At 71.1% G+C, this 13,183-nt stretch carries 11 protein-coding genes and 1 pseudogene; 2 read left to right on the forward strand and 10 right to left on the reverse strand.

Annotated elements, in window-relative coordinates; all coding sequences use genetic code 11:
- Positions 1-116 precede the first annotated feature (116 nt).
- The 8 genes and pseudogenes from AC07FT_RS30685 to AC07FT_RS30720 form a co-directional block, all read right to left on the reverse strand.
- A pseudogene (locus AC07FT_RS30685) lies at positions 117-455 on the reverse strand (HAD family hydrolase); the annotation flags it as partial.
- A 112-nt stretch (positions 456-567) separates the two neighbouring features.
- Positions 568-2,271: a P-loop NTPase family protein gene (locus AC07FT_RS30690; RefSeq protein WP_479179230.1), complete on the reverse strand. Its 1,704-nt coding sequence runs from the start codon at positions 2,269-2,271 to the stop codon at positions 568-570.
- Between the two features lies 1 nt (position 2,272).
- A complete protein-coding gene (locus AC07FT_RS30695) occupies positions 2,273-3,676 on the reverse strand; it encodes an ATP-binding protein (protein ID WP_302888980.1) in 1,404 nt (467 codons plus the stop codon).
- A 75-nt stretch (positions 3,677-3,751) separates the two neighbouring features.
- Positions 3,752-5,317 (reverse strand): SCO6880 family protein, encoded by a 1,566-nt coding sequence (locus AC07FT_RS30700; RefSeq protein ID WP_471205845.1) that lies wholly within the window; start codon positions 5,315-5,317, stop codon positions 3,752-3,754.
- Positions 5,314-6,651: a hypothetical protein gene (locus AC07FT_RS30705; protein WP_479179232.1), complete on the reverse strand. Its 1,338-nt coding sequence runs from the start codon at positions 6,649-6,651 to the stop codon at positions 5,314-5,316. Before AC07FT_RS30705 ends, AC07FT_RS30700 begins: the two co-directional genes overlap by 4 nt.
- Positions 6,641-7,534 (reverse strand): DUF8175 domain-containg protein, encoded by an 894-nt coding sequence (locus AC07FT_RS30710; RefSeq protein WP_479179234.1) that lies wholly within the window; start codon positions 7,532-7,534, stop codon positions 6,641-6,643. Before AC07FT_RS30710 ends, AC07FT_RS30705 begins: the two co-directional genes overlap by 11 nt.
- A 394-nt stretch (positions 7,535-7,928) precedes the next feature.
- The gene (locus tag AC07FT_RS30715) at positions 7,929-8,237 is read right to left on the reverse strand and encodes a hypothetical protein (RefSeq protein ID WP_009716148.1); all 309 of its coding nucleotides are present in this window, start codon (positions 8,235-8,237) and stop codon (positions 7,929-7,931) included.
- 328 nt (positions 8,238-8,565) lie between these two features.
- Entirely contained in the window at positions 8,566-8,781 is a 216-nt protein-coding gene (locus tag AC07FT_RS30720; protein WP_471205840.1) for a DUF397 domain-containing protein, read from the reverse strand.
- A 200-nt stretch (positions 8,782-8,981) separates the two neighbouring features.
- Here AC07FT_RS30720 and AC07FT_RS30725 point away from each other — a divergent pair, with 200 nt between their 5' ends.
- Positions 8,982-10,007, forward strand: a complete 1,026-nt coding sequence (locus AC07FT_RS30725; RefSeq protein WP_432013964.1) for a C40 family peptidase — start codon at positions 8,982-8,984, stop codon at positions 10,005-10,007.
- Positions 10,008-10,259: 252 nt separating this feature from the next.
- A complete protein-coding gene (locus AC07FT_RS30730) occupies positions 10,260-10,982 on the forward strand; it encodes a phosphatase PAP2 family protein (RefSeq protein WP_471205838.1) in 723 nt (240 codons plus the stop codon).
- A gap of 73 nt (positions 10,983-11,055) precedes the next feature.
- On the opposite strand, the gene AC07FT_RS30735 is transcribed toward AC07FT_RS30730, so the two are convergent.
- Both AC07FT_RS30735 and AC07FT_RS30740 read right to left on the reverse strand, forming a co-directional pair.
- Entirely contained in the window at positions 11,056-12,654 is a 1,599-nt protein-coding gene (locus tag AC07FT_RS30735; protein WP_479179236.1) for an FAD-binding oxidoreductase, read from the reverse strand.
- Between the two features lie 294 nt (positions 12,655-12,948).
- Positions 12,949-13,167 carry a hypothetical protein gene (locus tag AC07FT_RS30740; RefSeq protein WP_479179238.1) on the reverse strand — a complete coding sequence of 73 codons (219 nt, stop codon included), beginning with the start codon at positions 13,165-13,167 and terminating at the stop codon, positions 12,949-12,951.
- Between the last annotated feature and the right edge of the window lie 16 nt (positions 13,168-13,183).

Genomic DNA, 13,183 nt, shown 5'->3' on the forward strand with positions numbered 1-13,183 from the left:
AGGGGGGACCCTGTGGGAGAGTAGGACGCCGCCGAACAATTTTTAGCCTCGGTCCCGGACATTCAGTGTCCGGGACCGAGGCATTTTTGCGTTCATGCGGCATTCCCATACACCGTGACCAGGCAGTCTCCGGGTTCGGCGGCGAGCTGCTCAGCGGCTCGCAGATACGGGACGGGAGAGGACTTGCCCTCCTCGACCGCGGCCGCGTCCACGGTCACACCCGGCACCGGCAGGCCCGTCCGCCGGAAACGCTCGCGCACCCGGTGCTCGTAATTCGAGGTCACCAGCGCCCACGACCGCGGAGGCAAACCCCGCAGCAGCTCTGACGCCCCGTCGAAAGCCGCATAGACGCCGGAGCGGACGTCTTCATCCTCCAGCTCATGCAGGGTAGCCAGGCACTCGCTCGGATCTCGGTCCGCGGTGACCTGGGCGAAGGTCTCCACTGGCCGCGTCCGCCAGGGACGTACTTGCCGCGCAGTTCACTGGTCACCCATCGACCATGCCAGGCTGCCGACAGGTGTGAGCGGTACACCACCTAGGGCGGGTGCTGGTGCGGCTGGCGGGTCGTCAGCCCTGGTCCTGAACGGCCAGGGAGCGGTGCGGCCAGCGGGCCCGCGCCTGTTCCTGCGAGCGCATCAGCGCCAGGGCGGGCATTCCTTGAGCCGTTCCCTGGGCCAGCAGATCGGGCAGGGCCGGGATTGGGGCCACGGCGGCCACATCGTCCAGGACGAGGGTGAGTGGTGGGTCGAGCCGACCGGAGGATGACCGTTCGGCCATGCGCCGGCCGTGCTCGACCACGTGCGAGGCGAGTGCGGTCAGCAGGGGCATCGCACCCGGATGGGTCCGCGGATCCTCGATGGATTCGCCCATCACATAGAGCGTTCCCCCTTCGCCCACGAATGACTCCAGCGCGAGCGAATCGGCACGGCCCGGATTGCAGGCGTCCCGGATATGGATCGAGGAGAGCGCGCCGAGTGCCCGGGCCGTCAGTTCCTGGGCCAGGTCCCGTCGTTCGGGGTGAGCGGTGAGCGTTGCCTCCAGCTCGCCCGCGGTGCCGCCCGCCGCCTTGGGGTTCGTCCGCAGGATCCGTACGGGCTCGTGGGCGGAGTTGCCCTGGGCCCAGCGGTGCACCTGGCGGAAGGGACGGCCGTCCACCGCGGCGGCGTGCAGCCAGCAGCGCAGCAGTGTCTCCGCCGCCTCCGCCATGGGCTTGTCCATGGCGTGCGCGGGGCGTACGGGCGCCAGGAGCGCCGCGGCGCGCGCGGTCGCGATGTCACGGGACCCGCAGTCCGCCGCCGGGTTCCAGCGCAGCCGGGCGGGCGTGTCGAGGAGATGGGACGGATCGAAGACATGGGTGGGGCCGAACCTGCTCCGGGCGTCCTTGGTCGCGGACCAGAGCGCGGCGTCGCTGGTGACCACCAGGACCGGGCCGGCCGCCTCCAGGACGGCTTCGGCGGCCGATGTACCGCGCTGGGCGCCGTAGAGGACATGGGACCGGGTCAGCTCTCCACCGGGGAGCGTGGCGCTCACCGGGTCGGCGGGCGCATGCGGTGCGGCCGTCGCGGGTGGCGCGCCGGCCGGGGCGGAAGTCGCGGATCCGGGCGCGGTGTCGGCAGCGGCGACCGTGGGGGCCACGCCGGAGGGCGGAGGGCCGCCGGGGCCCGGAACCGTCGGGGCGCTCGTGGTGGCCACCGGCGGGGGTGTGGCCTCCGCACGGGGGGTGCCGTAGCTCGCCGCTTCGATGCCGGACGCGGCCGCCGGGTACGTTCCACCGGGGGCCTGAGCGGATGGGGCTGGTCTTGCGGCGCCGTTGACCGTTCCCCGCCGGTTCGCGTCGGTGTCCGCCTGTGCCTCGGCCGCGGCCTGGATCGCCTCGGCGCGGCGTCTGGCGCGGACCGCGCGGTAGCGGGTCACCGTGCCGACCGTGAAGACCGTCAGCACGATCAGCACCATAAGCTCGCTGATGAAGAGGCCCCAGAAGAGTCCGTACCCGGACAGTTGGGCCTTGGGGGTGTCGGGCCAGGCCGCCGCGAGGTTGTGCGGCTCCTCGACCAGATGGCGCAGCGCCAGCGGTGTGCGCATGAAGGCCAGGCCGTCCGGCCAGGCGCCGTGGGCGAAGAGCCCGGCCAGGCCGGTCGCGGACCACACCAGACAGGTCAGGCCCAGCAGGAAGGCCATGATGCCGATCAGCAGCCCGTCCGGAATACCGCGCTCCGGGCCGGGAGGTCTCCCGTGTTCCGCGGGTCCGCCGCGGTTCAGCCCCGCTGTCATCTCATGCCACCGTGGATCCGTACGACGGCCCGCCGTATGCCTCCGCCTCCGCTGCCTCGACCGCCGCGGCGGCCCGTTCCTCGGCTTCCGCCTCGGCCGCCATCTGGACGGCCAGCCCGTCCTCCGTCATCGCCCGGTCGGTGTAGACGAGGGGGCGTTCGGCCTCGGTGATCAGGTGTTTGACGACCTGTACGTTGCCGTTGACGTCCCAGACCGCGATACCGGGGGAGAGCGTCGGAATGATCTCCACCGCCCAGCGCGGCAGACCGAGCACCCGACCGGTGGCCCGTGCCTCGTCGGCCTTCTGGGCGTAGATGGTCCGGGTGGACGCCATCTTGAGGATCGCCGCGGCTTCCCGCGCGGCCGCACCGTCCACCACGTCGGAGAGGTGGTGGACCACGGCGACGAAGGACAGTCCGAGCCGGCGGCCGAACTTCAGCAGCCGCTGGAAGAGCTGGGCGACGAAGGGCGAGTTGATGATGTGCCACGCCTCTTCGACCAGGAAGATGCGCTTCTTGCGGTCCGGCCGGATCCAGGTGTGCTCCAGCCACACGCCCACGATGGCCATGAGGATCGGCATCGCGATCGAGTTGCGGTCGATATGGGACAGGTCGAAGACGATGAGGGGCGCGTCGAGGTCGATCCCGGCCGTGGTCGGTCCGTCGAACATGCCGCGGAGGTCACCGTCGACCAGCCGGTCCAGTACGAGGGCGACGTCCAGGCCCCAGGCCCGTACGTCGTCTATGTCGACGTTCATCGCCTCGGCGGACTCGGCCTCGGGGTGCCGGAGCTGTTCGACGATATCGGTGAGCACCGGCTGACGGTCGACGATGGTCTCGTTGACGTAGGCGTGCGCGACCTTGAGGGCGAACCCGGAGCGCTCGTCGAGCCCGTGGCCCATCGCGACTTCGATGATGGTGCGGAGCAGGGCGAGCTGACCGGTGGTGGTGATGGACGGGTCCAGCGGGTTGAGCCGGATACCGCCGTCGAGGGCCGCCATCGGGTCGAGCCGGATGGGCGTTATGCCGAGCTCCTGGGCGATGAGGTTCCATTCGCCCACGCCGTCCTCGCCCTGGGCGTCCAGCACCACGACCTGGCGGTCGCGGAAGCGCAGCTGGCGCAGGACATAGGTCTTCTCCAGGGCCGACTTGCCGTTTCCGGATTCGCCGAGCACCAGCCAGTGCGGGGCGGGCAGCTGCTGTCCGTAGAGCTGGAAGGGGTCGTAGATATAGCCCTTCCCGGAGTACACCTCACGCCCGATGATGACGCCGGAGTCACCGAGGCCGGGTGCCGCGGTGGGGAGGTAGACGGCCTGTGCCTGTCCGGTGGAGGTGCGGACGGGCAGCCGTGTCGTCTCCACCTTTCCGAACAGAAAGCTGGTGAACGCTTCGGTGAGAGCGCTCATCGGATCGGCCACGGCGGAGCCCCTATCTCCTTGTCGTCCCAGTCGTCTCTGTCTGCTCTGCCGGCTCGGCCGGCGCTAGCGGCGGATGCCGGTCGCGAACGGCAGCGTGTTCACAAAGGCCCGGTGGTGCTCACGGTCGCACCACTCCAGCTTGAGATAGCTCTTCCCCGCCGAGGCCCGGATGGTCCGCTTGTCACGCGCGAGTGCCTCCGGTGAGCGGGAGGAGACGGTGATGTAACCGACGAGGTTGACTCCCGCGGCGCCGCTGGCGAGGTCCTCGCCGCGCTGGTCCAGCCGGCCGTGCGCGGCGATGTCACGGGGGTCGACGGTGCGGTTCATCTTGGCGGCGCGGCTGGCCTCGGCCTCGTCGTTGGTCTTCTCGGTGAGCATCCGCTCGATGGCGATCTCGGTGGGCTCCAGGTCCATACAGACCGCGACCGTACGGATGACGTCGGGGGTGTGGACGAGGAGCGGGGCGAGGAAGTTGACCCCGACGGGCGTCATGGGCCACTCCTTGACCCAGGCCGTGGCGTGGCACCAGGGCTCGCGGGTGCTGGACTCGCGGGTCTTGGCCTGGAGGTAGGTGGGCTCCATCGCGTCCAGCTCGGCGGGCCAGGCGTTCCGCTTGGTCATGGCCTGGATGTGGTCGATGGGGTGGTCCGGGTCGTACATCGAGTGGACCAGCGAGGCCAGGCGGCCCTGTCCGAGGGGCTGGCGGACGCGGATGTCGGCCTCGGCGAGCCGGGCGCAGATGTCGGTCAGCTCGCGCGCCATGACGACGGCCAGGCCCGCGTCCTTGTCCAGACGGCGGCCGCCGGAGCTGTGGCGGGTCGCGCGGGCGATGGCCTGGGCCTCGGCGGCCAGGTCGCGGGTGTAGTGCATACAGGCGACCAGATAGGCCCGGTGCTGCTCGGAGGAGGTCGAGACCATGGACTGGAGCTGGTCGTAGGAGTCCTTGAGCCAGTGGGGCGCGGCGCGGTCGCCGCGCCGCTCGACGTCTTTGGCGTGGGCATCGGGGTCGGCGGGGAGGGTGCGGGCCAGCATCTGCAGGCGCGTCACGAAGCCGTCGCCGTTGGCCACGTGCTTGAGCAGGGTGCCGAACCGGTCGACGAGGGCCTCCTGGTCCTCGCTGTCGCGCAGACCGACGCCGGGGCCCTCGATTTCGATGGCGGCGGTGACGGTGCGGCGGTCGGCGTGCAGCAGCACGGCGATCTCGTCGGGGCCGAAGGGGGCGGCGAGCCAGCTGATCCGGCCGATGCCGGGGGGTGGGCCGACCTCGATCTCACGGCCGTCGAATCGGGTGCCCGCCTCGGCGGCGGAGGAGCGGTAGGCGGTGGCGCCCTTGCGGACGGCACGCTTGAAGGAGCGGTTGATCTCGAACCACCGGTAGAAGGTACGGCCGTTGTACGGCACGTACACGGCGGCGAGGGCGAGGGTGGGGAAGCCGACCAGGGCAACGATGCGCAGGCTGAGCACCGGCACCAGCAGCCCGCACATCATGCCGATGAACGCGCCCCCGATGATCAGCGCGATCTCGCCGGTCTCGCGGTTCTTGCCGACGATCGCGTTGGGGCGGGCGCGGCCGATCAGATAGGTGCGTCGGGTCGCGTGGACGGGATGGGCCTGGGCGTCGAGCGTCACCGCCGGTCACCTCCCGGGGTGTTGCCGGAGCTGCGGTTCGGGGTGCGGGGGGCGCTGCCGCGGCTGCCGCCGGGGTGGCCGGTGCGGCTGGCGGCGGAGCCTCCGCCGCCACCGCTGCCGCCGGGAGTGCCGCCTCCGCCTCCGCTGGAGCGGGTGCTGTGGGCGGCCACGCCGCCGGAGACGGGGTTGGCGGGCTTGCTCGGCGTGGAGCCGCCGCCTCCGCCATCCCCGCCGCGGGCGCTGTGGGTGTTGATGCCCTGCTTCACCAGGGCGGCGGGGGAACTGATGATGGCGGCGGCCTGGCGCGAGGCCGGGTCGGCGCTGGCGCTGCGGGCCTTGACGATCTCGTCGCCGAAGCCGGGCACGAAGCGGTAGATCATCGCGCTGGCGAAGATGGCGAGGATGATGATGGAGAGTCCGGAGACGACGGCCGAGAAGGCGTCGGGTTCGTCACCGGAGGTGGAGAGCGCCCCGGCGAGGGCGAGGACCGTGACGACGACCGGCTTGACCAGGATCACGGCGATCATGATCCCGGCCCAGCGGCGGACGTGGCCCCACATGTTCTTGTCGACCAGGCCGGAGTAGACGGCGGTGCCGAGCAGCGCGCCGACGTAGAGCAGGGCGGCGCGGATGACCAGCTCGAGGCAGAGGACGCCGGCGGCGAGGATCGTCACCAGGGACACGACGATGAGCATGATGGGGCCGCCGCCGATGTCCTCGTCCTTCTTGAGGGCTTCGGCGAACGACCCGAAGAAGGCGTCGTTGTCCGCACCGGTGCCGGAGGCGATGGCCTCGGTGACGGCGTCGGTGGCGGTGACGACGGTATAGAGGATGAGCGGGGTGAAGGCGGAGGCCAGGACCGTCAGCCAGAGGAAACCTATGGCTTCGGAGAGCGCCTCGCCGAGCGGGGCGCCGCGGATGGCGCGCTTGGCGACGGCGAGCAGCCAGAGGATGAGGGTGAGGACGGTCGAGGCGGCGAAGACGACGGCGTACTGGCGGAGGAAGGCCTCGTTGGTGAAGTCGACGTTGGCCGTCGCGTTGACCAGTTTGGAGAGCTTGCCGACGAGCCAGGCGGCGGCGTCGGCGCAGCCGCGGGCGAGGGAGGCGGCGGGGTCGAGGGGGTTGGAGGGGTCGGGACCGGACGATCCTCCGCCCCCGTTTCCCTTGCACAGGTCTTTGAGCTGGCCGTCATCAATGCCGTCGCACCCGTCGCTGGTGTCCGACGGGCGCGGAGTCGGAGCAGCGGCTGCCCGGGTGGCCAGCAGCACGGCCGCGGTTTGGACTGATGCGAGTACGGCACCGATGGAGAGGGCACGACGGCGGTTAGCGGGCATACGTGAACCCTCCGAATCCCTCTACGGCGTTGGCCATGTCTTCGGCCGAGGACGCGGTCTGGTCCCGGCCGACGGGCGCGGGGCCGCTCTTCTGGGCACGCTGGACGATCTTCCAGTCACCCTTGACCCACTTCAGATCGAACGTATCGGTGTACCAGCTCTCGGCGACCGGGGTCTTGGACCCTTCCCCCGCGAGGCCGAAGAGCAGTGAGTGCCAGACGGCGACCCGAGCCTCCTCGTTCTTGAACTTCACCATCTTGGTGCCCACGGGGTTGGCGCGGGAGACGAAGGTCATGCCGTCCGGGGCGTTGCCGTCGGAATCCAGGCCGGCGTTGGCGAGGATCCTGTCGTTCGAGAACGCCTTGTCGAGCTCCTTCAGCCGCGTGGTCGCGACATCCGGGGCGTAGAGGGTGTTCACGATCGCCTCACGACGGGCGGACTTGAACATGCCGTCGGACCCCAGCGCCACCGCATAGTTCGCCGCCGCGCTCTGCGCCCCCTGTTCCGTCTTGGGGAAGCCGGAGGCGATGCCCGTCACGCTGTTCTTGCCTTCGACGGGGCGCTCGCCGGACGGGGCGGTGGGCCCGCTCTCGGAGCTGGTGCCGTTGGAGCCGCCGCCGTCGGAGTCGTCGTCCTTGCCGCCGCCGCGGTTGACGAAGGCGATGGCCGCCAGGAGGAGGACGACGACGCCGACCACGGTGATCAGGTTGCGGCTGGGCTTGGCCGCGCGGCCGGCGCCGCGGCGGGGCGGGCCGTAGGGGTCGCCGTCGCCCTCGGGCAGGCGGGTGCGCGTGAGGTGGTCGCCGGAGGCCGCGCCGCGGGCGCGGCCCGTGTCATGGCCGTCGTAGTCGCCGCCGTATCCGTCGTCGCCGCCGAGACTCATCGTGCGTACGCCCCTTCAACCGTGCCAAGCCTGCCACCGACCGGATCGCGCCTGCCGCCCGTACCGGCCGCGTCGGCCATGGTCGCTCTTCCGCCACCCGTATACGACGGTAACGGTGCGGACTGACGCTCGGGCGCGGTGGTGTGAGTGGACATCAAGCTGACACGACCTCAGCGGGAAGGGCGGGCATCAGGGAGCAGCCTCGGGTAGCGGGAGTGGGGCCGGTAGAGGGGATCGGGGGCGGAGGCTCGGAGGTGGGGGCGTACGCCGGGGGCTGGGGGCGGCTCCGGGGCTTGAAGCGCGGAGCGCACTCCGTGCTCCGGCGCGTCCGCCGTGCCACGGGTTCCATGCTCCCCGTCCGGCCCGTCCGGCCCGTCCGCCGCTCCGGGCGGGACTAGATGGCCATGCCGTACACGATCGTGAAGAGGGTGCCCAGTGAGCCGATGATGAACACGCCGGTCAGACCGGCGACGATCAGCCCCTTGCCCTGTTCCGCGCTGAAGGTGTCGCGCAGTGCCGTGGCGCCGATCCGCTGCTTGGCCGCGCCCCAGATGGCGATGCCGAAGCAGAGCAGCAGCGCGACGGCCATCACGACCTCGATCATCACGCGGGCCTCGCTGCCCAGGCTCCCGAAGGGACCCCAGTCTGGGGCGATTCCGCCGATGATGGTGTTGATGTCGCCCTTTTCGGCCGCTAGGAACATTTTGAACTCACCGCCCCTTATGGGTAGTTGTATCTGGCTCGCCGTCACGGCGTGGGCCGGTCTCTATCTTCGCTGACGATTCCGCTTCCGCATGTCGACTTGGCGGCATTTCTTGGCGGATCTCGCACAAGTTGTGGACGACGGCGGCCGGCCGGTGGGCGGGACCCGCCGCAACCGGGCCCTTTGGTTACTCTGTGTATCACGCACCCGGGGGTCGGGCAACGATCAGTGACCGCCATCAGGCCCAGTGCCCTGTCACCCGACACGCCGACCGGGCACGCCGTTCGGCGCGCCGGGTCCACCCGTCCGGAGTCGGCCCGACGGACCGTCACCCCTCCGACGCCTCGGTGAAGTCGTCGAACTCGCCCGCCTTGACCCCCCTGACGAACGCCTCCCACTTGGCCGGAGTGGTGATCACGACCGTCCGCGGGGCGTCGCTCTCCCGCAGGTGGATCCATCCGTCCGGGGCCACGGCCACCTCCAGGCGGGGGGCATCCGACCCTCCGTCACCGGCCGGGCCGCGCTGCCAGTCGAGCTCCGTCATCTCCGCCTCCCCGCTTCCCCCGGACGTGGGCCGGGCGCTCGGCTGCGCCGGACTCTACGCGTTGTGCGGCCCGCCGGGAGGCGGCCCGGGCGGAGCGGCGAGGCACAGGGGGCGCGTGGCGCGGCCCCCACCGTATGGTTTCGGCTGGGAAGCGGCTGGATTTCGCCGTGGGTACGCAAACGCGTTCGTGCCACGGGTGGATGGGGGAGGATGGCCGGGTGCGGAAGGTCTGGCTGGGCGTCAGTGTCGGTCTCGGGGTCTCGGCCTCGTTCGTCAGTCTGCTGGTCGTCGGTACCTACATGGTCGCCGCGGATCTGACCGGCGGCGGTGGCGGCAGGACCGTCGGGCTGGCCAGAGGTGCCGTCCCGGCCGCGTATGAGCCGCTCGTACAGAAGTGGGGCAATTCCTGCCCCGCCATCAACCCCGCGCTGCTGGCCGCACAGCTCTACCAGGAGAGCGGCTGGAACGCGAAGGCGCAGAGCCCGGCCGACGCCAGGGGGATAGCGCAGTTCATCCCCTCCACCTGGGCCGCGCACGGGGTGGACGGCGACAAGGACGGCGACCGGGACATCTGGGATCCGAAGGACGCCATCGCGTCGGCGGCCGCCTATGACTGCTCGCTCGCCAAGTACGTGAAGGACGTACCGGGCAACGCCACGCACAACATGCTGGCCTCGTACAACGCGGGCGCCTATGCCGTGATCAAGCACGGTGGGGTGCCGCCGTACCGCGAGACGCAGAACTACGTGAAGACGATCACCACCCTCGCCAAGAGCTTCGAGGCGCCGGTCCAGCGGGTGCGTCCCTCGCAGCAGTCGGCCGGGGCGATCTACTTCGCGCAGAAGCAGCTGGGCAAGCCATATCTGTGGGGCGGTAACGGTACGCCCGAGCAGGACGGCAGGTTCGACTGCTCGGGGCTCACCAAGGCGGCGTACAAGTCGGTCGGGATCGAGCTCCCGCGCGTCGCCAACGACCAGTGGAACGCCGGGCCCCACCCGAAGCGGAACGAGCTGATCCCCGGGGACCTCGTCTTCTTCGCCTACGATCTCGACGATCCGAGGTCGATCCACCACGTGGGGATGTATGTGGGCGGCGGGTACATGATCAACGCTCCTTACACCGGAGCGGTGATCAGGTTCGACAAGATCGACACCCCCGACTACATCGGCGCGACGCGGGTGACGCAAGATGGCGCAAAAGCGTTGCCACGGGCGAACTCCGCGTAAAGATTCCCCCTGAGCTGCGACGATCGGTCACCCTTCGATAACGTCCCGGTGATCGTTGGGTTGAGAACGGAACGCCAGGCCGAAAGAGGGCGTTCCCTTGAGAGTGGATCGATTCCATCGACGGGATCAGCGTGGTCCGGCGCGGACGGCTGGCGGGTTCTCCGGCACCGGTCGCGGCGGCCACCGGTCGTCACCACCACGGGGGCCGTCAGCGGCAAGTAGCGACAGGCAAGAGATAAGGGGCCACGGCACATGGCTGGACTCGCACTGGACGGGTCGAACCCCGATGTCAGCCTGCTCTACGACATCAACGGACTCGCCAAGGACGCCCCCCACTGGTTCGACCGCGTCATGGAGTTCGTCGGCGAGTTCGGGATCGTCTTCGGGCTCGTCCTGGTGGCGTTCGGCGCCTGGTGGAGCGTGCGCAAGCGGCCGCAGGAGGCGCCGTCCGCCGTCGCGGGGCTGATATGGGCGCCGCTGGCGGCCGGGCTCGCGCTGATGGCCAACATCCCCATCCGCGGCATCGTGCAACGGCCGCGCCCCTTCAAGGACCACCAGGGGCTCGACGTCCTGGTCGCGGGCAAGACCGACTACTCCTTCGTCAGCGATCACGCGACGCTGACCATGGCCATCGCGGTCGGCGTCTTCATGGCCCACCGTGCCTTCGGGGTCGGCGCCATAGCGCTGGCGCTGTTCGAGGGCTTCTGCCGGGTCTACATGGGCGTGCACTACCCCACGGACGTGATCGGCGGGTTCGCGCTGGGCACGGCGGTCACCCTGCTGCTGGCGCCGCTGGCGATGATGCTGCTCACCCCACTGACGACCGCCATCGCGGGCTCCCGCGCGGGCTGGCTGGTACGGGACGGCCGCGCCGCCCGCGCCGTCGGGGCCACGGCCGGGGAGGGGCGCCCGGGGGAGGTGCCCGAGCGCCGGTCGCCGGGCGGTCAGCGCGGCAGCAAGGACCTCGCCGCCTAGGGCGGCACCGGTACACGGACGAAGGCCCGGCGGAGGACCGCCGGGCCTTCGTACGTGCGCGGGTGCGCGGGGGCTACAGGGCCTGCGGGAAGTCGAAGAGCCGGTCCGGGTCGTAACGCTTCTTCAACGTGGCCAGCCGGTCCGCGGCGGATCCGTAGTACGCCTTGCGCCAGTCGCGCAGGGTCGCGTCGGTGTAGTTCTGGTACGCCATGCCCGAGGCGTACCGGCGCATCGCCGTATGGGCACCGGCCAGCCAGGAGTTCTGCGCGTCGCCCGAGCCGCCCGCCGCCCAGGAGCCCGTGTACTGCGCGAGGAACCGTGAGCGGCGGTGGACGAACGCGCTGCTCCCGGCCGGCACCCGGTTCACCGCGCCGCCCAGCGCGGTGAGCGCGATGCTGACCGAGCCGCCACCGCTGGTGCGCCGTCCGAACCGCTCGACCTGGTCGAGCATCGCGCGGACGCCCGCCGCGCTCAGTGAGCGGTCGTAGAAGTCCGAGCGTGCCGCGTAGGTCTCGCGCTGGAGCACTCCGGAGCTGCTCTGCCCGGGCTGCCGGCCGGGCAGGTGGCATTGGGTGGTCGAGGTGTCGCCGCAGCCCGCGTACATCCGCATCGCGTCGACGTAGCCGCGGCGGCGCAGGGTCACCCGGGTGGCCGGGCCGGGGCCGCCCGGACCGTCGGCGAGCCGGTCGACGGCGTTCTGGAGGTCGCCGTAGCTGCCCAGCGAGAAGCAGCTCACGGAGACGGTGGGGGTGCGGCCGGGGACGGCCGACAGATGCAGCGAGGACCAGATCTCGTCCGGCTGGTCCGGACCCCACTTCTGCCAGGCGCTCAGCACCTTCGCCGCCTTCGACCACGGCCATGACATATACGCGGTGACACCGTCAGGGGTCTTGTGGGTGCGGAAGCGGAGTTCGGTGACCACACCGAAGTTGCCGTTCCCCGCGCCGCGCAGGGCCCAGAACAGATCGGCCTCGCGGTCCTTGGACACGTCCAGCGTCTTGCCGTCCGCGGTGACGATCTTCGCGCCGATGAGGCTGTCCGAGGTCAGTCCGTACGCCCGGGAGACCACGCCGTGGCCGCCGCCCAGCGTCAGACCGGAGATGCCGACCGTGGGGCAGGAGCCGCCGGGTACGGTGGCCCCGCGCGCGCCGAGCGTGGTGTAGACGTCGATGAGCTTGGCCCCGCCGCCGATCCGGGCCTCGCCGGTGGTGCTGCGGATGGAGCGCAGCGCGGAGACGTCGATGATGAGGCGGCCGTTGCCGCTGGACCATCCCGCGTAGCTGTGGCCGCCGTTGCGGATGGCCACCGGGGTGTCGTGCCGCCGGGCGAAGGCCAGACAGGCGGCGATGTCCGCGGTGTTCTCTATATAGGCGACACCGGCCGGGCGCAGATGGTCGAAGCGGGTGTTGTAGAGGCGCCGTGCCGAGGTGAAGTCCGAGTCACCGGGGCGCAGCAGATCACCCTGGAGATCACGGCCCAGCGCGGTCCAGTCCGCGGCCCGTGCCGATCCGGCCAGCGCGCCGGGGCGGCCGGAGGCGGCGGCCGAGCGGGCGTCCGACCCGAGGGCGGAGCGGGAGGGCGCGGCCCGGCCCGCATCGTCGCTGCACGCGGTGGCCAAGCCGGCCGTGGCCGTCAGCCCGGTACCCGCTGCCAGCAGTGTCCGCCGGTTCATGGCGGTGTCCCCTCCCTGTCGACCTGTGTTCCAACGGTCGACCGGGCCGCCGCTCGGCGGGCCCGGTCTCTTGGTCAGAGGGTTGGCCGGGCACGGTGGTTCCGCTGGTCCGGGGAGGAGTTCGGCGTTTCGGCCATCAACCGGCCATCAACCGGCCATCAGAGGGCGGCCGGTGAGGGTGGCCGGTGAGGACGGCCTCGGGAGAGGGCGGCCAGGGGTGCCCCGAAGCGGGGGAGGGCGGAAAGGGAGGAGGGCGGCACCGCCGGCATCGGCGTACGCCGGGGAGCTCCGCCGTCAGGGTGAGCCGGGCGCGGCGTGACGGGCCGTCGCATGCGCCGTCGCGTCCTCGCGCGCCAGCCCGCGGGCGCGCCGCGCCGGTCCGGACCAGCCGCAGCTACAGCGGGCCAGACAGAAGGAACCCCGCTCCACGGTGGACGTGAGGGGGCGTTCGGCGGCCGTGTCGCGCGGGCCGCCGTCATCCACGCCGGGGCCCGTGTCACCTGAGTCGAGCACATGACCACGCTACCGG

It is taken from the genome of Streptomyces sp. NPDC045899 (assembly GCF_056431485.1).

Excerpts from the sequence above, each read along its gene's own strand:
- AC07FT_RS30690 (WP_479179230.1), bottom strand. The coding sequence starts at position 2,271 with ATGACAGCGGGGCTGAACCGCGGCGGACCCGCGGAACACGGGAGACCT.
- AC07FT_RS30695 (WP_302888980.1), bottom strand. The coding sequence starts at position 3,676 with ATGAGCGCTCTCACCGAAGCGTTCACCAGCTTTCTGTTCGGAAAGGTG.
- AC07FT_RS30705 (WP_479179232.1), bottom strand. The coding sequence starts at position 6,651 with ATGCCCGCTAACCGCCGTCGTGCCCTCTCCATCGGTGCCGTACTCGCA.
- AC07FT_RS30710 (WP_479179234.1), bottom strand. The coding sequence starts at position 7,534 with ATGAGTCTCGGCGGCGACGACGGATACGGCGGCGACTACGACGGCCAT.
- AC07FT_RS30715 (WP_009716148.1), bottom strand. The coding sequence starts at position 8,237 with ATGTTCCTAGCGGCCGAAAAGGGCGACATCAACACCATCATCGGCGGA.
- AC07FT_RS30720 (WP_471205840.1), bottom strand. The coding sequence starts at position 8,781 with ATGACGGAGCTCGACTGGCAGCGCGGCCCGGCCGGTGACGGAGGGTCG.
- AC07FT_RS30725 (WP_432013964.1), top strand. The coding sequence starts at position 8,982 with ATGGGGGAGGATGGCCGGGTGCGGAAGGTCTGGCTGGGCGTCAGTGTC.
- AC07FT_RS30730 (WP_471205838.1), top strand. The coding sequence starts at position 10,260 with ATGGCTGGACTCGCACTGGACGGGTCGAACCCCGATGTCAGCCTGCTC.
- AC07FT_RS30735 (WP_479179236.1), bottom strand. The coding sequence starts at position 12,654 with ATGAACCGGCGGACACTGCTGGCAGCGGGTACCGGGCTGACGGCCACG.